The following is a 24,061-nucleotide window of genomic DNA, read 5'->3' on the forward strand; positions in this document are numbered from 1 at the left end:
TCTACGCCTAGTATAATTAATGAGTTTTGCCTAATATTCAGGACTCATACCCGATGCCCAGTGTCCTTACCCTTGCCCCCGGAATGCGAATACTGTGTCGTGATGCGGAATGGCTTGTGCAGCGCGTTGAAGCGTCTAACGATGCTGGCACGGAATATGCAGTACATGTCGTTGGGGTTGATGATTTGGTTCGAGGACATCAGTCGATTTTTTTGACGCAGCTAGATCGAATTGAGGCAGTTAATCCGCGCAAAACTAAGCTGGTTGCAGATAATTCAAATGGTTTTCGTCGTGCAAAACTATTCCTGGAAGCCCAATTGAGACAGATGCCAGCAGCTGGTGAGGAACCTGATTTGGTCGGTTTAGGTGCATTTGACCCGATGTCCTTTCAGGTAACATCTGTACGACGTGCATTGGAACAACTTCGTCCTCGATTATTACTTGCTGATGCTGTTGGTTTGGGGAAAACAATCCAGGTCGGCATGATTTTAACCGAATTAATGCGCCGGGGACGAGGCGATCGCATTTTGGTTTTATCGAAAAAATCGATGTTGACTCAGTTCCAAGCAGAGCTTTGGAACCGTTTTTCGATTCCTCTTGTGCGTTTGGATTCCCAGGGTATTGCTAAGTTAAGGTTGCGTATTCCCACGAATAAAAATCCTTTTGAAATTTACCATCGGGTCATAATTAGCATTGATACTCTCAAAGATGCGGGACGTTATCGCCACTTTTTGGAGTCCGCCCATTGGGATGTGGTGGTCATTGATGAAGCGCACAACGTTGCTGGCGCTAGCGTTCCCGAAAACCATCAGGCGCATCGGTTGGCAAGATTGCTGTCAAGACGGGCGGATACAATGTTGTTGACAACCGCAACTCCCCACAATGGCAAGCGAGAAACCTTTGGGCGTTTAATTTCTTTACTTGACCCTTCTGCAATTCCCGACCCCCGTCACCGCGAGTATGATGCAGAAGATATTCGCGGTTTTTATTTAATGCGGTTTAAGGAAGATGTCCGCAGCCAAATTGGACAGGAACTTACTGACCGAGTGGTTGTGCCAATTGGGGAAACTGCGATACAAGCGACCGATGGAGAGGAAGCGGCTTACAGTATTTTGGGAGAACTTCGACAAGCAGCTCAAATAGCGAAGGAAGCAGGGCAATATTCTGATTGGCGAAACCAGCGTTTAATTCAGTATGGATTGTATAAACAGTTTCTTTCTAGTCCAGAATCTTGTCGGAGTACAGTTGCAAAACGAGTTAAAAAAATCCAGGCAGAAAACTCTAAAAGTCCAGAGCTTCCATATTTAAAAAGGCTGGAAGAAAACTTGAAGCAACTTTCCCTTGAAGATTCATCACGGTTCAAACTTTTACTTGAGCAATTGCGTAAAGTTGGCTGGAATGGTCAGGATAGTAGCCTGCGTATCTTAGTTTTTACGGAATATATTGAGACACAAAAAGCACTAGCAGAAGCTGTTGCTAAGGAATTCAAACTTAAACACAGCGAAAGGTTTGAAGACCAGGCAAAGCAGGCGATCGCTTCAATTAGTGGAGCTTGTCCCGATGTACATTTGATGGCGGCAGTGGAGGCATTTGGCACAAAAACCTCACCTGTGCGGATGATGATCGCTACCGATGTAGCATCAGAGGGGATTAACTTACATCACCAATGTCACCATGTCATCCACTACGATTTACCTTGGTCGATTATTACACTGATTCAACGCAACGGGCGGGTCGATCGCATTGGGCAAACTCAATCGCCCATCATTCGGTATTTGATGGTGGAGACAAAAACTGGTTTACTTAAGGGGGACTCGGCAATTTTTGAACGGTTAATTAATAAAGTTGAGGAAATTAACCGCAGTACCCGTTCTGGGGAGAGTCTGCTAAAACTGTACGATCCAGAAAAAGAAGCAGAGTATATTGCTGAACAAGGATTGTTGAAAGGCGATCGCAATATTTTGGAACTACAGGTAGTACAAAATCAATCAGTTTCGGATGAAGCTGGCGAATTAGAATCTATTATCTCAGTTGGTAATACTAAGGATGATGATGACCTGCTGGCTTTTTTGCTAGGTGGAGGAAAAGCAGAAGGGGGAAAAGAAGATAAAAAACTCAGTAATAATTGTTCGCTTACTCTCCAAACTAACCGCATTCGCTTCTATAAAGATTTCGAGTTTTTACAAGAAGCGTATAAATTATTACGCGAATCAAATAGAGACTATCTGCCCATTGAAGTTGAAGGACGGATGATGACGCTAACTGCACCTGATGATTTGAAACGGCGTTTGGGTCAGTCTTCCCAGGCAAATGATATTATTTTCGGGGCAACGGCAATTCCTCAAGAAGCTTGGCAGGAACACGATCAGTTTCGGCTAACAGATGATGTCGAACGGGTAAAGTTGGCAATTACTGCTGCTCGTAATACTTCTGGTTATTGGTCGAAAGAACTTTTGTGTAGCGAGACTCACCCCATTATGCAATGGTTGGTGGAAAGGTTATTAATGCAATTTGCGCGAGGAGAAGCTCCTGTTGTGATTTCCCAGGAACTGGAAGCAGGGGAACTGGCATTTTGTTTTATTGGACAAGTTCCATCAAAAGCTGGTACGCCTTTGGTAGTAGATGCCCATGCAGTTCGCATCCATCGCGGGGGAAAATGTGAAATTGCGCCCTTACAAGAGACTTTAGCTGATGCAGGGTTTGAAAAGCTAGCAAATACCCAAACTCCAGTGCAGCTTGCAGCAGGAGAAATATTTATTACTGCTGCGGTGGAAGCAAGTTTGACATATTTACAAAATTTGGAAAAACAACGACAAGAAAAAATCAAACCCCTATTGCAGCAAGAAGAACAGCGACTGAAACAGTGGAGTCAAAAACGGCTGGATATAATTAATAAGCGGTTAGCTGAAATTGACCCAAATAGTGCCTCTGCTAAAAAGTTGCTCTCAGAACGGGAGGAAATGTATAAGTATCTCAGAGACCGTCAGCAATATTGGCGGGATACTCACTTGTTACCTGGAGAGTCGCCTATTACTCGGTTAGTGATGGTGATTGAAGGTGTAAAAAGTTAGTTAATTTAGTGGCAAATTAATCTTCCACTGCTTCCAACCAAGCTTGTAAGTCAGCCATGCTGCAAAAATCAAGCAACGCTTTTTCTCTGTTGAGAAACTGTTATGCTGAGGAAAAATCAGTATAATCTCGTATTATTATTCTTAAGTTATGGAACCAGTAACCTTAACAGCCGTAGGAACTGCGATCGCTACTATAGTTTTAACTAAGGCTTTAGAAAAAACAGGCGAAAAGCTGGGAGAAGCAGCATTAGAAAAAAGTAACGAGTTAATCGCACGGCTGCGCCAGAAAAATAAACTGCCCTCGTCATTGGCGAATACGTCACAGGAAAACACACAGGAGGCGTTAGATTATGGTCAAGCTGTGTTGGAGTTGAAAGCCGCAGCCGATAAAGATGACGATATTGCTCAATCGGTGCGGGAAGTAGAAGCCACAATCAATCAAGATGAATCCCCCAAGGCGAAGGAAATTCAAAAATTAGCCGCAGAAATTCAAGCGCAGCCAGCAATTGTGAATAACTTTGCCAAGTTAGCAGAAAGTATCCAAGCTGAAAAAGGGGCAATGGTTGCCCAACAAATCACAATTGGGGAACAGCACAACACATACAACTGACTACAGTCGCCCGAACAGGAACGGGTAAAGTCAAATCCTGAAATACCGCAAAATTTACCCCTGAGTGGGGTGGTGAAATTTGTGGGACGCGATGAAGAACTGCAAGAACTCCACAAACTATTGCAGGAAAATAACCAAGTAGCCATTGCGGCTATTTTGGGAATGGGTGGACTGGGTAAAACAGAACTCGCCTTGCAATATGCCATGACTCAGCGCGAAAACTACAAAGGTGGACTGTGCTGGTTACAGGCGAAAGTTGAGGATTTTGGCTCTCAAGTGGTGCGGTTTGCCAGAACTCAGCTTGATTTAAAGCCACCAGAAGAATTTGATTTACCTGCACAAGTACAATACTGCTGGCGGAATTGGCGTGAGGGTAATGTGCTGCTGGTGGTGGATGATGTTACAGATTACCAGCAAGTCAGACCTTACCTACAGGGCGCATCTTCCAGATTTAAAGTGTTAATGACTACGCGCAAAAAGTTGGGTGCAGCCATCAAGCAATTATCTTTAGATGTATTACAACCAGATGCAGCGTTGGAGTTGTTACGGTCTTTGCTGGCAGAAACACCAGAGCGAATTGAGAGAGAATTAGATGTAGCAAATCAATTGTGCGAATGGCTGGGGTATTTGCCTTTGGGTTTGGAGTTGGTGGGGCGATATTTGGCACGAAAACCGGATTTGTCCCTATCGAAAATGATGGGGCGATTAAAGGAAAAGCGACTAGAACAACCTGCAACTGTCAACCCAGAAGCAGATATGACAGCACAACGGGGAATAAAAGCCGCCTTTGAGTTGAGTTGGCAGGAATTAGCAGAGGGTGATAAGTTATTAGGCTGTGTACTCAGTTTATTTGCCGCCGCACCCATACCTTGGAACTTTGTAGAACAGTGCTTAACAGAGAAAGATGAGGGCGAGTTAGAGGAAATTCGGGATGATAAATTATTGAATCTGCATTTACTCCAGCGCAAAGATGAAGGAATTTATCAACTACATCCCCTACTGCGGGAATTTTTCCAATCTAAGTTTACAGGTTTAGAGCAAGCAGAGGAACTTAAGCGATCGTTTTCTCAGGTAATGGTAGCAGTTGCTAAAAAAATTCCTGGGACTCCCATACTTGAAGAAATTAACACTGTTTCCCTTGCCATAGCACACATAGCTGAAGTAGCAAACAATCTCATTCAATACGTCAGTGATGAAGATATAGTTTGGACTTTCGTCGGCTTGATTCGCTTCTATGAAGGACAAGGGTTATATACCCAAGCCGAACCTTGGAATCAACAGTGTTTATCAACAGTACAACACCGCTTGGGAGACAATCATCCCGATGTCGCCGCCAGCCTCAACAACTTGGCAGGACTCTATGAATCCCAAGGAAAGTACGACCAAGCTGAACCCCTGTATCTCCAAGCTTTAGAACTCTGTAAACGCCTACTGGGAGACAATCATCGTCATGTCGCCAGCAGCCTCAACAACTTGGCACATCTCTACTATTCCCAAGGAAAGTATGACCAAGCCGAACCCCTGTATCTCCAAGCTTTAGAACTCAGACAACGCCTGCTGGGAGACAATCATCCCGATGTCGCCACTAGCCTCAACAACTTGGCAGGACTCTACGAATCCCAAGGAAAGTACGACCAAGCCGAAACCCTGCATCTCCAAGCTTTAGAACTGAAACAACGCCTGCTGGGAGACAATCATCCCTCAGTCGCTACCAGCCTCAACAACTTGGCATTACTCTACTATTTCCAAGGAAAGTACGACCAAGCCGAACCCCTTTATCTCCAAGCGTTAGAACTCAGACAACGCCTGCTGGGAGACAATCATCCCGATGTCGCCTTAAGTCTCAACAACTTGGCTAAACTCTACTATTCCCAAGGAAAGTACCACCAAGCCGAACCCCTGTTTCTCCAAGCTTTAGAACTCTATAAACGTCTGCTGGGAGATAATCATCCCCATTTCGCCCAAAGCCTCAACAATTTGGCATATCTCTACAATTCCCAAGGAAAGTACGACCAAGCCGAACCCCTGTTTCTCCAAGCTTTGAATATTTTTGAGCGAAGTTTAGGAGGGAATCATCCTAATACTGTGACTGTGCGTGAGAATTTAGCAAATTTACGCGATTATCTCTCATGAGAACAGGAAAATTTACCTTCCCAACCTCATCAATCAAGCTTTTAGCTCCAAGTTTCCTGTTTTGAACTCAAAGTTTCATGTTCAGAACCCGAACTTTCGTGTTGCAAACGAGAATGTTCCTGTTTCAAACTAAAGTATTCTTGTTTTCAGTGAGAACGTTCTTGTTCTAAACGAGAATGTTCCTGTTTCCAGTGAGAATGTTCTTGCTGCAAAGGAGAATCTTCAGCTTCTGAGGTCGAATGATGGTGTTTTGAATATAGAACTTCTCGTTTGTATGCAATACACTCTACTACTATTCTTAAGATACAAGGTTGAGTTGAGGGACGTAGAGACGCGGAGCGGCTTCCAGTCTCGCTGCCATGCTCTGAGTGCGATCGCGTATAATCGTCAATTTGTATAGTGCATAAGTCCTACAATTAATTTAGAGTGTTCCAAGTAAAAAAATACCCAATTGTCATTGCGAGGAGGAACGACGAAGCAATCGCGTAATCTCCGAGTTCTTGCGATTGCTTCATTCCGCTTCGCTCCATTCGCAATGACACATTTTGGATCATTTATTTGTTGGAATACTCTTACGGCAAAACGCGATCGCTAACAATTCCCTCGCCCCATGTTGTCAAAAAGCAGGCAAGATGCCCCGCACTACTGAGTTATTTTTGTATAATTCCTGAATAATCTCAAATCCCCAATCCCCAAATGCCCCTGGATATCGCTGTATACAACGTTGGTGAATATTACTCATCTCATTACCTAGACACCAGTTTCTCTAAGGACGCGCAGAAGTTTACCCAGGGGTGGAAGGAAGCGGGTGCTGCTGCTTGTCCGCGACAGTTGCAACGATTGGGACAGCGATATTTTAAGGCTAAAGCTGAAGCTGTTGAGGAAATTGACTGGTCAAAGCGACAGAATGCAGGGGCTGATATTCAATCTTGGCACTCGTATTTGTTACAGGCTTTAGGTTATGGTGATTTACAGCAACTCGATATTCCCGTTGGTGCTGGGGATGTTTATGTGCCGAGTTTGGGACTATTAAAGCGGTTTGGGCAACCGTGGTTAATAATTTGTGAGAGTGCTTTTTGTATCCCCGATGGGAGTTTACCTGATGGGATACCGAGTGAAGACCCCTTGGAAATGCAGTTGCTACCGACAAAACTACCCACCAACTTAGCTGAAAATACCCACAAATTGCTTCCGGGAGATTGGGGAAAGGCTGTTGGAGAAATTTTTAAAACCGAGGAACCACCCCGTTGGTTGATGTTATTAGCGGGGAGTCGGGTTTTGTTGTGCGATCGCAAAACCTATGCAAATGGTCGGTGGTTGGCTTTTGATTTGGATGAGGCTTTTGGACGGGGTGAGAAAAGTAGTTTTGAGCAAATTGCTACATTTCTATCGCGGGAAACACTGGCTCCTGATAGCGAATCGGCTGATTTATTACACGATACTTTGGAAGAGCAAAGTCATAAATTAGCCCACGGTGTGACGGAAAATCTCCAGGTTGCGGTACGGGAAGCCATAGAATTATTGGCGAATGAGTGGGTAAGCGATCGCCGTCGTCGTGGTTTACCAAAAAATTGGGTCTAAAGCCCCGTGCTTCTAGCACGGCTTTTCTTCAACTTCCGGATCATCTCTCTAAGTACGTCATTTTGAGTGCGATCTGTTTCTTCGCAGTATTTCAAAAGCGTTTCATACTCTTCATTAGAGCATCGAACTGTTAATTTCTTCATGCCGTCATATTGCCGTCGTTTTATGGTATAATACTAGCATGAAAACACTGAAGTTTAAATTGTACGAACACAAAAGGAATAGACACCTCAAGCGCACAATCAACGCTGCTGGAGTGATTTATAACCATTGCATTGCTCTACATAAAAGGTATTACCGGATGTTTGGCAAGCATTTAAACTGTGCAAAACTTCAGGCTCATATCGCCAAATTAAGAAAGCGTAATTCTTTTTGGCAATCAGTAGGTTCTCAAGCAGCACAAGATATTTGTCAACGCATTGAGAAAGCTTACCAATTGTTTTTCAAACACAATAACAAAGGAGTAAGACCACCAGGATTTAAGAAGGTCAAGAAATACAAATCGTTCACCCTTAAGCAGGCAGGTTATAAGTTTTTGGGTGGAAATAGGGTAAAAATTGGTAGTCGAGTTTACCAGTTTTGGAAGTCCAGAGAAATTGAGGGAACAGTCAAAACCCTAACTATTAAACGCACCCCGTTAGGTGAGTTATTTATGGTTTTGGTTGTTGATGAGGGTAGCTCAGAAGTTGAAGTTAAGACGGGTAAAATCGCTGGCTTTGATTTTGGGTTAAAGACATTCCTCACTTGCTCAGACGGCACTAAAATTGAATCGCCCCAATTTTTCAAGCAATCCCTAAGCGCCATTAAAAAAGCAAGTTCGCGGCATTCCAAAAAGCTAAAAAGGCTCATCTAACAGAGAACGAGCCAGAAAGAATTTAGTACGCAAGCATGAAGATATTTCCAACCGTCGGCGTGATTGGTTCTGGAAATTAGCTCATGAGCTAACAGATAGGTTCGATATTCTCTGTTTTGAGACTTTAAATCTCAAAGGAATGCAACGTCTTTGGGGCAGGCAAATATCAGACTTAGCGTTTGGTGAGTTTCTGCAAATCCTAGAATGGGTTGCCAAGAAGAAGAATAAACTGGTTGTCTTTATCGACCAGTGGTATCCAAGTAGCAAGACATGCTCTAATTGTAAACATATTCTAGAAAGTCTTGATTTGTCAGTTAGAGAGTGGCGTTGTCCTTCCTGTCAGTCAGTTAATGGAAGAGACGAAAACGCTAGTCGCAATATTTGTGCAGTCGGGGCATCGACTGTTGGCTTAGGTGATGTCAGACTGGCTACGCCAGCAATCGCTGTCTGAAGCTAGAATCCCCATGCCTTCAGGCTGGGGAGTATGTCAACAATGACTACTTTGGATGGTTTTGATACGGTGACTGCGGAACAATTGCGTCATGAAGCTTTGACTTTTGTGTATCGGTTGATATTTTGCTTTTACGCGGAAGCACATGGGGCGGAATTAGGGGTTTTACCGATAAATGATGATGCTTACCGTTTGGGTTATAGTTTGGAAGCATTGCGAGATTTGGAATTAGTACCTTTATCGGAACAGTCAGCCGAGGGTGTTTATTTCCAAGCACACATCAATCAGATATTTAGTTTAATTCATCAGGGGTTTAATTCTCTTCCCGATGAAACTAGTTCTAACCAATTGGAAATTAAATATGCGAGTAATACCAGGAGTTTTGAGTTACCACCCCTGACTGCAACCTTATTTGACCCCAATGCTACCCCATTGTTGACGAAAGCGCGACTTTCTAACCGTTGTTTGCAGCAGGTGATTCGCAAGCTTTCCCTCAGTTATGACGACAGAACCAAAACCACGGGACGGGTTAATTATGCAGATTTGGGAATTAACCAGTTAGGTGCGGTGTATGAGGGTTTGCTTTCCTATAAAGGGATGTTTGCGGAAGACGATTTTATTCGGGTAAAACGCGCTCAGGATGATTTTGGGAAACCGAAAACCCAGACTTGGTTTGTAGCTAAGGAACGGTTGGAGGAGTTTAAAAAAGAAGAAGTCGAGCGTTTGGGGGATGGGAAACCTGTAATTTATGTCAAAGGTGCGTTTATTTTGCATTTGTCGGGGTTGGATCGGGAGCAAAGTGCTTCTTATTACACGCCGGAGGTGCTAACAAAATGCTTGGTAGAGGAGACTTTACGACCTTTATTACAGGATTACACTGCCGAAGATGCGGATAAAATTTTACAGCTAACAGTGTGTGAGCCAGCAATGGGAAGCGGGGCATTTTTGAATGAAGCGGCGAACCAACTAGCACAGAAATATTTGGAGTTGAAGCAGAAGCAGTTAGGTGATACCATTGACCCCTCGGATTATGCGGATGAATTGCGCCGTGTCCGCCACTATATTACAACGCGCAATCTTTACGGAGTGGACTTAAACCCGACGGCGGTGGAGTTGGGAGCCTTATCTTTGTGGTTAAATTCCATGCATCGGGCGAAGTTGGTGGGGGAAGATGGGAGAGAAGAATGGGTACGGGGTGCGACTCCTTGGTTTGGTTTGCGGTTGCGGACGGGGAATAGTTTAATTGGTGCGAGACGTGCGGTGTGGACGAAAGCGCAACTTTTGGCTGGGGTTCATCTCAAAAGTGGTAACGAAACTGTGGAACCTCGTCAACTAAAACCGGGGGAAAAGCGGGGGAAAAATGAGGTATATCATTATTTAGTATTCGACCCCGATATGGTTCCCACTGCTGGGGATAGTTTGGTGAAACAGTTTTATTCCGAACAGGTTAAGCAAGCTAAGGATTGGATTAAGAAGGAAGTGCGGGGAAAGTGGCAGCAAACTGAGGTAAATTTGGCTTTAGATGTCAGTGATTTGATTGACGAACATGAGCAGAAGTATGCACAGCAACGATTAACAGCATTACAGCAAACCGCTTGTCCTGGAAGTGTGTTTCCCCATCCCCCGACAACGGAACCCGGAGCAAGTTTGCGTTTGCAGGAAGAGGTAAAAGCCAGTTTGGAAGCCAATTCCGGCAGCTTTCAACGGTTAAAATTGTTGATGGATGCTTGGTGTGGGTTGTTTTTCTGGTCGATGGATGATGTGCAAGCTTTACCGCGACGGGAAGATTATTTAGCAGCAGCGCAGTTATTGCTGTCACCGGATGGGGAGTTGGGAATTCAAGCTTTGCGGTGGAATTTTGATGGTGCGGGGTTGTTAAAAGCAAGTGCGAAAAGTGATTTGAATGTGGATTTGCTTGCTGCTGCGGTTCCTTGGTACGGGGTGAGTCGAGAAATTGCTGAACGGGAGCGGTTTCAGCATTGGGAATTAGCTTTCCCAGAGATTTTGGGGGGTGATGCGAGCCAATCGCGGGGTTTCGATTTGATTTTGGGAAATCCACCCTGGGTTAAGGTATCTTGGTCGGATGCGGCTTTGTTGAGCGATTTTGATGCGATGTTGGGGGTTAGGGAAGCGAGGAGTGCAGACTTTAATAAGGAACGTCCCCGGTTAATTGCCGAGGAACAGCAACGTCAGTTTTATTTGGATGCTCAAAAATCGAGTTTGGGGACAGTTGCGTTTTTGAATTGTCACCGACTTTATGAGGCTTTGCGGGGCAGTCAGACCAATTTGTATAAGAATTTTATTGTTAAAAGTTGGAGTTTGTTAGGGGAAACTGGTTTTGGGGGTTTGTTGCATCCTCAAGGTACTTATGACGACCCCAATGGAGGAATTTTAAGAACTAAATACTATTCTCGACTGAAAGCACATTATCAATTTGAAAATGAGTTAAATCTTTTTAAAGGAACAAATGACCACGGAAGAATGAGGTTCGGTTTAAATATTTATGCTGGTCGTCCTCAAGAAAACATTGATTTTGAGATGATTAGTAACTTATTTCATCCAGTGACTATCAAAACCTGTCGTGCAACAAATAATTATGACAAACCAGTTCCAGGAATTAAAAATGACTTAGGAAACTGGGATATTTCAGGACATCCAGACCGCATAGTAAAAATTAGTCATCGAGAACTGAGTATTTTTTGTGGTTCAGATAATGAAGAATTTTATTTAAAATGCCCTTTGATTAATTTACACGCTCGTCAACTTGTAACAGTTATCGACAAAATCAACCAAGCAGCAAAATGGCTTCCCGAACTGGAAGGAACATACTCTGCAACAGTTATGTTTGACGAAACCTATTCCCAACGCGATGGAATCCTGACTCGACAAGATAATCCCAGTTTTCAACCCAACAATACCAACGAATGGGTAATCAGTGGCCCCCATTTTTATGTCGGAACACCTTTAAATAAAACCCCTAGAACTCGCTGTCAACACAATAATGCTTACGATGATATTGATTTGACGGAATTACCAGAAGACTACTTACCACGAGCGGTTTATGCACCAGGGGATAAAAAAGGCGATCGCGCAAATTTCAACGCAGAAATTCCCCTATGGCAAGATTCTGAAAAAGTCACGGAATCATACAGATTTGTCAACAGAATTATGGCAACTCTTAGCAATGAGCATACATTAATTGGTGCTATTATCCCACCTGGAGTTACACATATAAACGCGATTTCTTCTATATCTTTTAATCAACTATCTGAACTACTATCTTTTGCTTCTCTATGTACATCTATTACTGCTGATTTTCTCATTCGTGCAGCTGGTAGAACCAATATTAGGGAAGCTGATTTACGAATCCTCCCCAAAATAACCGAACCCCACCTTACCCCCATTATGCACCGAGGATTACGCCTCAACGCCCTCACCCGTGCATATTCGCAACTATGGACATCCGTCAACCTCACCCAAATCACCCAAGATAGCTGGACAACCGAAAACCCCATGCTCGACTCCTTCGAGTCCCCTTGGGAAAACCTCAACCCCCAGGAATGGACATGGAACTCCCCCCTCCGCAGCGACTTTTCCCGTCGTCAAGCACTCCTCGAAATTGACGTACTTGTAGCCCTATCCCTCAGTTTAACCCTCGACGAACTCACCACCATCTACCGCGTCCAATTCCCCGTGATGCGACAATACGAACTCGCAGACGAATACGACGCAAAAGGACAACGACTCCCCAGCACCGACAGAAAAACCGCAGGAGGAAAAGAAATCCGCGAAGCACGCAAAAACTGGGATGGAACCTCTCCCTTAACTGTAACTTGGCAAATCAACGATAGTTCGGAAACAGTCACCAAAACCTTTTATCCCCCCTTCACCAAAGTTGACAGAGAAGAAGATTATCGAGTTGCCTACGAGGTGTTTCAAAATAGATATGGGGTGAAAGATGGAACCCTTACCCAATAACTGGGCAGAAATTCAAGCCGATATTGTATATCAAACTACCAACGGTCTGCTAGTTTCCTTTGCCAGCGAACAAATTAAAATAGGAATAAAGTATGACCTCAATGGCAAACATTTAAAAGCGATTGAAAAGGGACAGGTTCCAGCACGCGGTAATATTGGGCTTGTTCCCTCACAAGAAGAAGGCTACGATTTAAAGTCAAAAGTTCTAGGTAAAGGAGGTGACAGAAGATTTCATGGAAAGTACATAGATGGAGTCTTACATTTCCCTGGTTTAGTGACAGAACATTAATTGAGTATTAATCAAAATCATGACTCAACTGCAATTAAAGAACCATAAACTATGGCAAGATTTAACAGATATTTTAGAAAATTTAGATGTTAACACACTGATAAAAGAACATCTGGAAGAATGCGATTATAAAATATGTGGCTATTGGGATGAACAAGATAAATATTACGAAGAAATTACTTTACCTCGCTCCCTAGAAGCTGAGTTGATTAGCAGTTCTGCAAGTGTCACCAACAAAGAACACCTATTACAACTAAAGCTATTACTGAAAGTTTTAAATAATCATGATGTATATATGCAAAATTCTGAAAAGCTGGGTGAGTTGACTCTTGTGTACAACGACAATCTCGAATTTATTGATGAAAATTGGCTTTTAGATACAGAATCTCCACTGCTGGGAAAAATATAAATTTTTCAATACTAATTTATGTAATTTCAAGTAGTGCCAAATACCTAGCCTTAACAAAAAAGGCTAGAAGCCTGCTCCAAAAATAAAATTTAATTTAAGATTAATTATCATTTCTCGTAAGTCTTAAAAGAATCGCAGTCAACTGTTCTAAACCCGCATTAGTACTTCTGGGGGGCAACAGATCCCCGACTTCTCTAAGAAGTCGGGGATCTAAATACCCGAATATTGTTGTTATCATGAGAATCATGCATGATTATTACACCCTTTTTAACTCCAATAATTCCGTAATCGTTGTTAACTGAAAAAAATCTGCTAGTTTTTCCAAAGTAGAAACATCAAATCTAGAAGATTGATTTCTATATAATCTCCCTATAGTTGTTGGTGCTAATCCAGTTTTTTCGCTTAACTCCAACTGACTAATACCCTTTTCATCCATCAATTCTTTGAGCTTACAAAGTACTTTCACTTTTTCCATAACTCTACATTCCCTACACTACATCACTACAGCACTAGTGCATTACCGCTATAGAAATATTTATATATTTTACCGCACTCAATATAATCAGCACTAATGCGGAAGCGCGTTAGTATATGGTACTAAAGTATTATTTAGATGGATTCCAAGTTATTTGGAGGAGAAACCAAAAAAATTATCCCGGATACAGGCTAGAAGTCTGTTCCACATTGGAAGTTTTGCGAAATCATCACAGGGATGCTCCCTTTGACAACAGAACTTCAAATAATTATCATGAAATTAACTGATAATTTTATGATAATTATGAATCTCAGTCTTCGTAACATTTACCCACTATCAGAATTTCAACGGGGAGCGAAAGCCTTTTTAGAAAAGCTTCGGGGAAGCAAAGAACCTATTATCCTGACTGTTAATGGTAAAGCATCTGTGGTAGTTCAGGATGCTGAAAGTTACCAAGAATTACTGGATAGGTTAGAAATTTTGGAGACGAGTGCAGGAATTCGCAAAAGTATCGAAGAATTTCAGCAGGGTAAAGGTATCCCTTTAGATGAAGCATTCGAGCAGCTGCGGACAAAATATGACATACAAAGTTGAAATATCACCAACTGCGGTTGCTGATATCGAACAAATATTTCTTTGGATGCGAGAATCATCTGTTGATATAGCTCATCGATGGGTTAGAGGGTGCTATGAAATTATGCTGACATTGGAAAAATTTCCTAAGCGTTGTCCAATGTCACCGGAAAGCGATTATATGGGTATAGAAATACGGCAGCTACTTTACAAAAAGCAATTTCGCATTTTGTTTACTGTTAATGAAATTCCAGAGGAAAATAGCGGCATTGTTCGTATTCATAGGGTTCGTCATGGTTCACAGGATAGGTTACGCGATCCTGAACAATTATTCGATGATAACAATGAGTAACATCTTGGTGAAAATACAAATATATATAATCAAACAAGCGATTGCAACCGACCAGAACTGCCACAAAACTCAATTGCAGACCCCCTATTAATCCACATCGAACTATTATAAGGAAATAGCGATCGCTTGCGAGAAGCAGCAGAAATAATTTTTACTAAATTTATTCAAAGTTAAGAATATTTAATGGTGCGTTACGCTTCGCTAACGACACCCTACTTTAATCCACATTCCTAATACAAATTCTGCAAAATCAAGCTTCCTTATTCCCCGAACTAATCTCCAAGCTGTTAGAAGCGGAACAATGGGATGCAAAATTTAATACAATCGTCAGGCTATTTGCAGCATTCAAAAAAGGAATAGGCTATACTAATCAAAGGTACATTTACGTACTTACGTATAATCTTTAATTAATACATACTTTAAATTATTTATATATTTACTTATATCCCGAATAACCTTGTAAACTGCCAAATTACTGATAATGCTGCCAGCGCATCTCGCTGAAAACATCCGCCGTCAGGTGCTTTACTACCTGCAATCTACCTTTGATTTCCGTGACAAGGAAGTCAACCAAGCCTTTGAAGAATTTCTCGAAGACCCAGAACGCGGTATATTCAAAGGTGCGTGGGTGCAGTTGCGTCGTCCCTTTCGCCCAGCAGCAGATTCCTATAAACCTCCTTTTGATCTAACTGTTCCTTTCCATCCCTTCGTCCATCAAAGTCGTGCTTGGAGAAAGTTAACAAGTAAAAACCACAAGCCGGAAGCAACTTTAGTCACTACTGGAACAGGTTCAGGTAAAACAGAATGTTTTCTGTATCCCATCCTCGACCACTGTCTGCGAGCAAAAAGCGCCGGAGAAAAAGGTATAAAAGCAATCATTCTCTACCCGATGAATGCCCTGGCCGCAGACCAAGAACGGCGCTTTGCCAAAACTATTTGGAACGACCCCATTCTCAAACAAGCAGGTATTCTGGTTGGCAATTATACAGGGCGCTACGACCCCGCCAACCCCACATCCCAAGATTCTGGTACTACCAGTATGGGCGATAGCCACGGTATTACCAACCACGAAGCCCAACTAGAAAACCCGCCGGATATCTTATTAACTAACTATAAAATGCTGGACTTCTTGCTGTTGCGACCGCAAGATCAGGGACTTTGGCGTAGCAATCAACCAGATACCTTACACTACTTAGTGCTAGATGAACTACACACTTACGATGGCGCTCAAGGTGCAGACGTTGCCTGTTTAATTCGACGGTTAAAAGAACGCTTGGGTATACCCAAAGGGAAATTGTGTGTAGTTGGGACTAGTGCCACAATGGACGACCGCGATCGCAGCGATCGAGCAATGGGTCTTACAGTTTCGGCTGATGCGGTAGAAACTGGAGGCGATCGCTTGGCTTTGTTTGCTAGTAAGCTGTTTGAAGAAGATATTCTCCCAGAAGCAGTAATAGTAGAAGACCGTCTCAAAGTTGCAGAAATTATCAAACCAGAAGAAGATTTAATTTCTCTGGAATTGCCTCAAGTCGATGAATGCGATCCCTTGGGGGAAGAAGATGCAGTTACTTATGCCATACGTCAGGCTCAACTTTGGGGTGGCCCAAGTTTCGCCGGAGATACAGAAAAAGCAATTACCGATTGGTCAGTAGCTTTGGGGGAATGGTTAAAGGGTACAAAGCTGTTTAAGCAACTGCTGGAACTATTTGAGATTGCCGAACATTCTGATGAAGGTCCACTAACTTGGCTAAAACTGGTAGAACAATTAGCAGCGAAGGATTTTTCCTTTATTTCCATTCCCCAGTGGGAAGACCGTAAGCGGATTATAACTGCCTTTTTTGCCCTCGTTGCTCAAGCAAAAGAAATTCGCAGTGGTCGAGCCTTACCTTTGGTTCCCACCCAAGTGCAACTATGGGTACGGGAATTGACACGCATCGGTCGAGTTGTAGCAGAAAAACCAGAATTTGCTTGGCTAGATGAACCTACACCCGACCAAAAACAACTTCCCGCGTTCCATTGCAACGAGTGTGGTGCTTCTGGGTGGATTGGCATGGAAGATCGACGTTTGGAATCGGCGATCGCAGCTAGGGGTATCCAAGGTTTTAAACTCAATGATGATGTCAAAGCTATTTATAGTGGGTGGTTTAGTCGTAATGCTGGACACGACCCCCGCATTGTTTTAATTGTCCCTGACACCGATGGAGTGATCGACCAAGGGGACTTATTCGGTGCGTGGCATATTCATCCTACCAGTTTGGTAGTTCGCAAGGGACGGGGTACTTGTCCGGTAAGCGATGATACTCGCAGTTTTCGGATTGCATTTAATAAAGATGTGCAATCTCAAACAAAAGGTTCTCCCCGTGGGGTGCAAGCTTGTCCTTGCTGCGGTTCCCAAGAAGGTATTTTTATTATTGGTTCCCGTTCCGCGACCCTTTCCAGTGTTATGGTAGATGAATTATTTGGTTCTACTCTCAACAACGACCCCAAATTACTCGCCTTTACCGACAGCGTTCAAGATGCTTCCCACCGTGCCGGATTTCTTTGTGCTCGCACCTATAATTTTACCTTCCGTACTGCCCTGCAACGGGTAATTGATGATGCAGGTGTAGCAGGTTTACCCTTGCCGGAAGTGGGACAGAGGATGTTGGCTTGGTGGGGTAGTCCGGGATTGGGACGACCGGGAAATATTAAAGAAGCGATCGCGGCACTTTTATCGCCTGATTTATACGAGTATCAAGAGTATCTCAAATATCGCAATAATTGCCAACAACCGAACCCCCCAACATCCCTAAAATCTGACATCGAAACTAGGCTAACTTGGCAAGCCACCAGCGAATTTGGTCTAATGCTGCTGCGGGGAAGGACGATGGAAACCTGTGGTTCTGCTTGCATTGGTTGGGATTGGCAGAGAATTGAAGAGACAGTGCAAGAGATTTACTCGCGGATTGAATCTGTAGATACCCAATTGCGAAAAATACCCCAGGAAAATATCTACCGTTGGTTGTTGGGAATTTTATATCGCTATCGTCTGCGGGGAGCCTTGGGACATCCCTATTTATTTGACTTAGCCCAAAAAGGATACTGGGGAAAAGCCCCCTTCGGGCGAGCAATTTCCGGACGGGAGGTGCATCCAGGGCAAACCCGCTTCCAACCAAAGTTAATGGTAACTCGTGCCGAGAAAAAACATGATTTTCTTTTTGGTGCCACCTCCGGGAATACCCAGCCTTGGCATATTCGCTGGACACATCGGGCACTTGATCGTCCAATAACTGAAGCTGAAGCAATTGATTTACTAAGACTATTGTATGAGGTTGCTGAATCAAAAAAAGTTATATTTAGATTGCACGATGATGGTAATAAAATTTACTATGCCATCAATTCATCTGCTGCATTACTTGTACCCAACGGCGATCGCTTTACCTGCAACCAAACAGGAAGGCAAATAGTCCGACCAGAAAACGAAGCAATATTTTGGGAAAATGCCCCCAGTTTGGAATATAGCGCCGACAGAGGACTATATCTGCGAGAAAACTTTACCCGCCGTCAAGTTTATTACCAAGACCGTTACCGTAAAGGTGCATTACGTCGGGTGGTTGCCAACGAGCATACGGGAATGTTAGCAACAGAAACGCGAGAAAACTTGGAACGCACTTTCGCCCGTAGCGAACATGCTGACGACCCCAACATCCTCACCTGTACCAGCACTTTGGAGATGGGGATTGATATTGGTGACCTCTCCAGCACCATGCTTTGTTCCATACCACCAACCACTGCAAGTTATCTACAACGTATTGGTCGGGCAGGACGGGCAACGGGTACAGCCCTAATTATATCGGTAATTAATCACCAACCACACGACCTATTTTTTTACGCTCGTCCCGTAGAAATGTTACGCGGTAAAGTCGATCCACCAGGATGTTGGGTAGATGCTTCGGCGGTACTTGTGCGCCAGTATCTTGCCTATTGTATCGATTGTGGGGTGAAAACGGGGGAATTAAACGAATTACCTGCAACAGGGGTAAAATTTATTGCAGATATGAATAAGTCCCAGGGGCATTTTCCCCGTATTTTGGCATGGGTAGGAAAAAATCAAGCCCAATTACAACAGTCTTTCTTGGAACGTTTTGAGGGAGTGGTACGGCAAGATACTAAGCAGCGTTTTCTCGAAGAGACAACGACTGCATTAATGGAGGAACGAATTCGCAAGGTAGCGAATGAATTTGCGCGTCAGCAAAAGGAATTTAAAAATGCGCGTGAACGACTGCAAAGCCAAAAAAAGAGTCTCGACGAACACGAAGTCGAAGCCCGCTTGGAAATTGAAGACGAATTGCGAGTTCTCAAAGGTAGACAAAATAGCCTGAATCGCATTACCACCCTGGAACTATTAACCGACCACGGACTTTTACCAAACTACGCCTTCCCAGAAACAGGAGTCAGGTTCTACGGCTCAGTTTATAACCGCCACCGCAACAGTGAAAATCCGGTACTACCAATTGAGGCAGTCCGACCAGCAGCCACAGCTTTACGGGAATTAGCTCCCCACAATTACTTTTACACCCAAAAACGTCAATTTGAGATTCAGCAAATAGCTACGGGTAGCAAAGAAGAACCCCTGGCAGAAACTTGGGCAATTTGTGGGCGTTGTGGACATATGCGTCCCATTAGTGACCTGAATCAAGAAGCTGCATCCAAAGCTTGTCCTCAGTGCGGTTATGATGGCGGACAGGATAGCCAAGCCGATATCGGTCAGCACCGCAAATTCATCGAGTTTACTCGCTCGGAAGCGATTTCGGTGATGGAACAGTATGATAGCTTTTCAGGCGATCGCTCCGACCAAAGGGAAAACGAATTTTACCAACGACGGCGTAGTTTTGACCTCACACTGGATGCACCAACAGGAGCGGTGGGTGAGGAGGAAGTCCCCTTCGGGATTGAATATCGCGCTGGGGTGATTATGCGCGAAGTAAATGTAGGCTATCAAGACGAGAAGGGAACCGTAGCTTTTGGAGCCGATGGCCCCGCCCCAGAGACTGGGTTTTTAGTATGTGCTGATTGCGGTGTCGTTGCCTATCCAGGCACATTCATCGATGACCTGAAAATCCACCGCCGCAGTTGTCCAGCGCGTCGCCGTGCGGAAAAAGCCCGTGCGGAAGGTCGTTCCACCAATACCTTTAAAACCGAATCTGTCTACCTGTATCGGGAAATCCGCTCCGAGGCAATTCGGATTTTAATTCCACCCCTGCACGAAGACGATATTGCCACCTTGCAAGCCTGCTTTTTACTAGGCTTGCGACTGCGATTTGAAGGCGACCCCAGCCATTTAAGTATTTTCCCCCAGCAATTGCCAGATGGCGAGAATAAATTACAACGCAACTATCTTGTCATACTCGATAAAGTTCCTGGTGGTACGGGCTATCTGAAAACCTTATTTCAGGAAGCTGATACTCATAAACTTGCTGGAGAAGGAATTATGGCAGTGATGCGCCAAGCTCTAGATGCACTAGAATCTTGCCGCTGTGGCAGACTCAGCGCCAAAGAAAGCGATCATGATACCGATGGCTGTTACCGATGTATTCGCAACTACAGCCAACAATACAATGCGGCATCGATTAGCCGCGAACGGGGAATTAAACTGCTAAAACATCTGATTGCCGCAGGCGATCGCCGTCGAGAAATACAAGCATTAACGGATATTCCTAATACATCACTGTATGGTAGTTTCCTGGAGCAAGAATTTATTCGCAAGTTGCGGGAATGGGTAGAAGAGCATAATGGCACTTGGGAAAAAACCATCGTGCGTGGGAAAAGAGGATTTCGCTTTCACCTCCCAAGCAATAATTACAACTGGGAAATCGAACTTCAACCCCAACTGGGTATTGCTCAAGGAGTTGCGATCTCTTGCCAGCCAGATTTTATGTTGCGTTGCGCCGATAACGATGCGATAAAGCCAGTAGCCATTTTTACCGATGGCTTTGAATTCCATGTGGCGAATAATCGGATTGCAGATGATATGAGTAAGCGACGCGCCATTTTAACCTCCGGACGCTACTCCCTTTGGAGCTTAACCTGGGACGACCTCAACGCTGCTTATTTAGAAGAATTTACACTTATTCCCAAACCAATAGCCACAAAAGTCGATATTTTTGCCAACACCGCCATTAGTAAAGGTATACCCATCCCCAACCCCCTATTGGCTATTGGTAATCCCTGGCAGCAACTTGTCGCATTTATCCAGCGTCCAGATGCGAGTGGATGGCGGAGATTGGCAGAATTTACTGCTGCTTTTCCTCTAGAAATTTTAGCTGCCAACCGTACCCATACAGAATCCACATTCCACAATGCCATGAATAATTGGCAAAATGGTCAAGAATTTGTCGTTCCCCCAATCGATGATACTGGTGAGTGGGTTTGTAACGACCTGACCACCTCCACCAAAGATGCGATCGCATTTGCTTCTATCGCCGATTGTTTGGCAAACCGACGCGATCAAGTAAAGGTGACAGCTCGTTTGGGTGACAGCGAAACAGAGAGATTAGCAGCGCAAACTTACCGACCTCGCTGGCGTAAATTTCTCGCCAGTTTAAATTTGTTTCAGTTTTGCGGTGCCTTCACTTTCTTCACCACCTCCCAAGTAGAAGCAGGTACTGCACCCGATGTGATTCCCTATACTCAACCTCCAAGCACTAGCAACGAATGGGCTGAAGTCCGTGCCGAAGTGATTCCATCCCTACAATATATCGTTGGCGAACTAGCTGCGGCAGGAGTAACAGTACCCCAAGTTGCCTACGAAGATGAGCAAATCGCGGAAGCAGCGATCGCGGAAATGGCATGGCTAGAATTACGTATTGCCGTTTTAGCTGGTGACCAAGCTTGGCTTGCTCCTAAATGGCAAACTGCTGGCTGGCAAGTTGTGACAGTGAGCGAACTACAGGGAAAAGGGACTAATTTTCTCAGTGAAATAATTGTAACTAAGACAAAGGAGAAACCTTGATGGCTCAACTAATGATGCACGCCGAGGTACTCCGGCGCTTTTACAAGCTTCCCACAAAAGTGCAGAAAAAGGTTCCAGAATTAATTGAGAAATTCCAACATAACCCTTGGGACCCAGCAATTGGGCTGCATGGATTAAAAGAAACGATGCTGGACTCCAAAGTTCGAGGTGCTGACTTACCTGATGGCTATCGTGCAATCATTATTGCACCCGAGCAAGGAGATACCTTCCTACTGGTTCATATTGATTCCCACGATCGAGCTTATGCTTGGGCAAAAAATAAGCGTTTTGAAGTGCATGGTAGGACAGGGGATTTCCAAATATTTGATGTTCAAGAAACTGTAGAAGCATTAGAAGTTGTTCATCCTGTAACAGTATCCACTGAATACCCACTGCAACTTCTTTCCGACGATGAGCTTTTTCAAGCAGGTGTACCCCAACTGCTCATTCCCTCAATCCGTAAACTTAATACTGATCAAGACCTAGAAACAATTCGCCTTTATCTACCTTCCGAATGTTATGACGTTCTGATTGGTATTGCTGCGGGTTTATCTTTAGATGAAGCTCTAAAATTTGCGTTAGGAACTGATCTCGAAGATACCCAACCTGCAAGTGCCATTAATCCAGGAGACTTCTCGCAGCTTATGCAACGTCCCAGCCGTGACTTGGTTGTAGTTAAGGGTGAGGAAGCTCTTCAGGCGATGCTAGAAGGTGGTTCCCTGGAAGAATGGCGAATTTTTCTCCATCCCAGACAGCGAAAAATTGTTGAATGGCGTACCAATGGACCAATGAGTATTGCGGGGACGGCAGGAACTGGAAAAACTGTAGTATTGATGCATCGTGCAGTGCATCTTGCCAAAAATTTGGGCAACCCCAAAGACCGAATTTTGCTAATTACCTTTACTACAAATCTCTCGGTGACGATTAAAAGCTATATTCGTCGTCTCCACCAAGCGACTGCGGAAAAAATTGAAATTACCAACCTCAATCAGCTTGCCCGCACTATTTGCACTCGTAGTGGTTGGAAGGGGCGAATTGCTACAAGCGAAGAACTCGAACAGATGTGGGATGAAGTTTGGACTGACCCAACAATTACTAATTTACCAATGCCAAAACCAGAACTCCAAAAAGAGTTTGAACTGGTAGTCGATGCCAATGGCATTGATACCCAGGAGGATTATTTAACTGCCATCCGTATTGCTCGCCCTCGCATGGGAAGAAAGCAACGCCGTGAAGCTTGGGTGATATTTCAAGCCTTCAGACGCTTGCTCCTAAAGCGAAATTTTTTGACTTTTGAAGGGGCAATTCAGCAAGCACGGTTAGCTGTTGAGCAGGGTAACTTTCCCCAATTTCGCCATGTCCTTGCTGACGAAGTGCAAGATTTTAGTTTAGAAGCGCTACGACTACTTGCAGCCCTCAGTCCCATTGAGCAGCAACTATCAGACCCTCTGTGTGTTGCTGGAGATGGACACCAACGCATATACCGAGGAAAAGTACCCCTCAGCCTTGCTGGTATCAAAATTACAGGTCGTTCGCGGCAATTAAAAGTAAATTATCGTACTAGCGAGCAAATTCGGCGTTTTGCTCAATCAATTCTTGATGGTATAGAAATTGATGATTTAGATGAGGGACTAAGTATAGCTTTAGGCGATCGCTCTGTCTTTACAGGTCCTGAACCAGAGATTTTTCGTTGCCAAAACGAACATGAAGAAGCAAAATGTATCGCCATCTGGGCAAAACAGTTAATTGAAAAAAATGGTTTTGCATCCCATGAAATTTGCATAACTCCTTACAAAGATGGGATTGTCACAGCCCTAAAAGCTGAGGGGATAGAACACTTTGAACTCAAACCGCGAGAAGAAGACCCAGGAGCAGAAGAACCGGGAGTACGTCTGGGAACTATGAAACGAATTAAAGGATTAGAGTTTAGGGCAATTATCATGGGGTGTACAAATAAATTAGACGCGATGAATAATCTAGCGACGGGAGAACTCATCGAACGCTGTGAACGTTACGTAGCAGCAACAAGAGCTAGGGAACGCCTTCTAATTTGCATTGCTGAGTAGTTATTTTCTTCAAAGCCAAAATTTCCTTGTATCGTAGGCGATGTCTTCTCTTCTCTTCTCCCAAGGGGAGACGCTACGCGAACAAGAGGCTTCGCGAACGCCAACGGCAAACTACTTTGCGCCTTCTAGCAACTTTTCTATTTTAGTAAACTCAACGAGGTTGTCACCAACCCCGTTGGTCTTCAAAACCGTGCTTAATAGTTTCCCATTACACGGCTCCTCAATGATT

Annotated in this window: 13 protein-coding genes and 1 pseudogene; 12 read left to right on the forward strand and 2 right to left on the reverse strand. The window is 44.0% G+C overall.

Annotation, left to right across the window (positions count from 1 at the left end; genetic code table 11):
* The first annotated feature begins 53 nt into the window (after positions 1 to 53).
* The 4 genes from HG267_RS25010 (at position 54) to HG267_RS25025 (ending at position 7,395) form a co-directional block, all read left to right on the forward strand.
* On the forward strand, positions 54 to 3,071 hold the full coding sequence (locus HG267_RS25010; RefSeq protein ID WP_210403061.1) for a DEAD/DEAH box helicase: 3,018 nt from the start codon (positions 54 to 56) through the stop codon (positions 3,069 to 3,071).
* 148 nt (positions 3,072 to 3,219) lie between these two features.
* Entirely contained in the window at positions 3,220 to 3,681 is a 462-nt protein-coding gene (locus HG267_RS25015) for a hypothetical protein (RefSeq protein WP_045868484.1), read from the forward strand.
* 81 nt (positions 3,682 to 3,762) lie between these two features.
* Positions 3,763 to 5,814: a tetratricopeptide repeat protein gene (locus HG267_RS25020; protein ID WP_235623010.1), complete on the forward strand. Its 2,052-nt coding sequence runs from the start codon at positions 3,763 to 3,765 to the stop codon at positions 5,812 to 5,814.
* Between the two features lie 696 nt (positions 5,815 to 6,510).
* Positions 6,511 to 7,395, forward strand: a complete 885-nt coding sequence (locus HG267_RS25025; protein ID WP_045868486.1) for a hypothetical protein — start codon at positions 6,511 to 6,513, stop codon at positions 7,393 to 7,395.
* On the opposite strand, the gene HG267_RS25030 is transcribed toward HG267_RS25025, so the two are convergent.
* Positions 7,392 to 7,538 (reverse strand): ribbon-helix-helix protein, CopG family, encoded by a 147-nt coding sequence (locus HG267_RS25030; RefSeq protein WP_045868487.1) that lies wholly within the window; start codon positions 7,536 to 7,538, stop codon positions 7,392 to 7,394. The genes HG267_RS25025 and HG267_RS25030 overlap by 4 nt on opposite strands.
* Before the next feature lie 38 nt (positions 7,539 to 7,576).
* Here HG267_RS25030 and HG267_RS25035 point away from each other — a divergent pair.
* The 4 genes and pseudogenes from HG267_RS25035 to HG267_RS25050 all read left to right on the forward strand — a co-directional run bounded on the left by HG267_RS25035 (position 7,577) and on the right by HG267_RS25050 (position 13,375).
* Positions 7,577 to 8,699, forward strand: a pseudogene (locus HG267_RS25035) (RNA-guided endonuclease InsQ/TnpB family protein).
* 42 nt (positions 8,700 to 8,741) lie between these two features.
* Complete coding sequence (locus HG267_RS25040) at positions 8,742 to 12,677, forward strand: hypothetical protein (protein WP_052335073.1); 3,936 nt, start codon at positions 8,742 to 8,744, stop codon at positions 12,675 to 12,677.
* Positions 12,658 to 12,966, forward strand: a complete 309-nt coding sequence (locus HG267_RS25045) for a hypothetical protein (RefSeq protein ID WP_045868488.1) — start codon at positions 12,658 to 12,660, stop codon at positions 12,964 to 12,966. Before HG267_RS25040 ends, HG267_RS25045 begins: the two co-directional genes overlap by 20 nt.
* Before the next feature lie 19 nt (positions 12,967 to 12,985).
* Positions 12,986 to 13,375 carry a hypothetical protein gene (locus tag HG267_RS25050; RefSeq protein WP_045868489.1) on the forward strand — a complete coding sequence of 130 codons (390 nt, stop codon included), beginning with the start codon at positions 12,986 to 12,988 and terminating at the stop codon, positions 13,373 to 13,375.
* 256 nt (positions 13,376 to 13,631) lie between these two features.
* On the opposite strand, the gene HG267_RS25055 is transcribed toward HG267_RS25050, so the two are convergent.
* A complete protein-coding gene (locus HG267_RS25055; protein WP_228045615.1) occupies positions 13,632 to 13,850 on the reverse strand; it encodes a helix-turn-helix domain-containing protein in 219 nt (72 codons plus the stop codon).
* 273 nt (positions 13,851 to 14,123) lie between these two features.
* Here HG267_RS25055 and HG267_RS25060 point away from each other — a divergent pair, with 273 nt between their 5' ends.
* The 4 genes from HG267_RS25060 to HG267_RS25075 all read left to right on the forward strand — a co-directional run bounded on the left by HG267_RS25060 (position 14,124) and on the right by HG267_RS25075 (position 23,832).
* Positions 14,124 to 14,444 carry a type II toxin-antitoxin system Phd/YefM family antitoxin gene (locus tag HG267_RS25060; protein ID WP_228045616.1) on the forward strand — a complete coding sequence of 107 codons (321 nt, stop codon included), beginning with the start codon at positions 14,124 to 14,126 and terminating at the stop codon, positions 14,442 to 14,444.
* Complete coding sequence (locus HG267_RS25065; protein ID WP_045868490.1) at positions 14,428 to 14,775, forward strand: type II toxin-antitoxin system RelE/ParE family toxin; 348 nt, start codon at positions 14,428 to 14,430, stop codon at positions 14,773 to 14,775. Before HG267_RS25060 ends, HG267_RS25065 begins: the two co-directional genes overlap by 17 nt.
* 481 nt (positions 14,776 to 15,256) lie before the next feature.
* Positions 15,257 to 21,766 carry a DEAD/DEAH box helicase gene (locus tag HG267_RS25070; protein WP_045868491.1) on the forward strand — a complete coding sequence of 2,170 codons (6,510 nt, stop codon included), beginning with the start codon at positions 15,257 to 15,259 and terminating at the stop codon, positions 21,764 to 21,766.
* Positions 21,766 to 23,832 (forward strand): UvrD-helicase domain-containing protein, encoded by a 2,067-nt coding sequence (locus HG267_RS25075; protein ID WP_045868492.1) that lies wholly within the window; start codon positions 21,766 to 21,768, stop codon positions 23,830 to 23,832. The genes HG267_RS25070 and HG267_RS25075 overlap by 1 nt, the downstream gene beginning before the upstream one ends.
* The last annotated feature ends 229 nt before the right edge of the window (positions 23,833 to 24,061 follow it).

It is taken from the genome of Tolypothrix sp. PCC 7601 (genome assembly GCF_025677855.1).
Classification (GTDB): domain Bacteria; phylum Cyanobacteriota; class Cyanobacteriia; order Cyanobacteriales; family Nostocaceae; genus Aulosira; species Aulosira diplosiphon.

Coding starts and splice junctions, on each gene's coding strand:
- HG267_RS25010 (WP_210403061.1), top strand. CDS start 54: ATGCCCAGTGTCCTTACCCTTGCCCCCGGAATGCGAATACTGTGTCGT.
- HG267_RS25015 (WP_045868484.1), top strand. CDS start 3,220: ATGGAACCAGTAACCTTAACAGCCGTAGGAACTGCGATCGCTACTATA.
- HG267_RS25025 (WP_045868486.1), top strand. CDS start 6,511: ATGCCCCTGGATATCGCTGTATACAACGTTGGTGAATATTACTCATCT.
- HG267_RS25030 (WP_045868487.1), bottom strand. CDS start 7,538: ATGAAGAAATTAACAGTTCGATGCTCTAATGAAGAGTATGAAACGCTT.
- HG267_RS25040 (WP_052335073.1), top strand. CDS start 8,742: ATGACTACTTTGGATGGTTTTGATACGGTGACTGCGGAACAATTGCGT.
- HG267_RS25045 (WP_045868488.1), top strand. CDS start 12,658: ATGGAACCCTTACCCAATAACTGGGCAGAAATTCAAGCCGATATTGTA.
- HG267_RS25050 (WP_045868489.1), top strand. CDS start 12,986: ATGACTCAACTGCAATTAAAGAACCATAAACTATGGCAAGATTTAACA.
- HG267_RS25055 (WP_228045615.1), bottom strand. CDS start 13,850: ATGGAAAAAGTGAAAGTACTTTGTAAGCTCAAAGAATTGATGGATGAA.
- HG267_RS25060 (WP_228045616.1), top strand. CDS start 14,124: ATGAAATTAACTGATAATTTTATGATAATTATGAATCTCAGTCTTCGT.
- HG267_RS25065 (WP_045868490.1), top strand. CDS start 14,428: ATGACATACAAAGTTGAAATATCACCAACTGCGGTTGCTGATATCGAA.
- HG267_RS25070 (WP_045868491.1), top strand. CDS start 15,257: ATGCTGCCAGCGCATCTCGCTGAAAACATCCGCCGTCAGGTGCTTTAC.
- HG267_RS25075 (WP_045868492.1), top strand. CDS start 21,766: ATGGCTCAACTAATGATGCACGCCGAGGTACTCCGGCGCTTTTACAAG.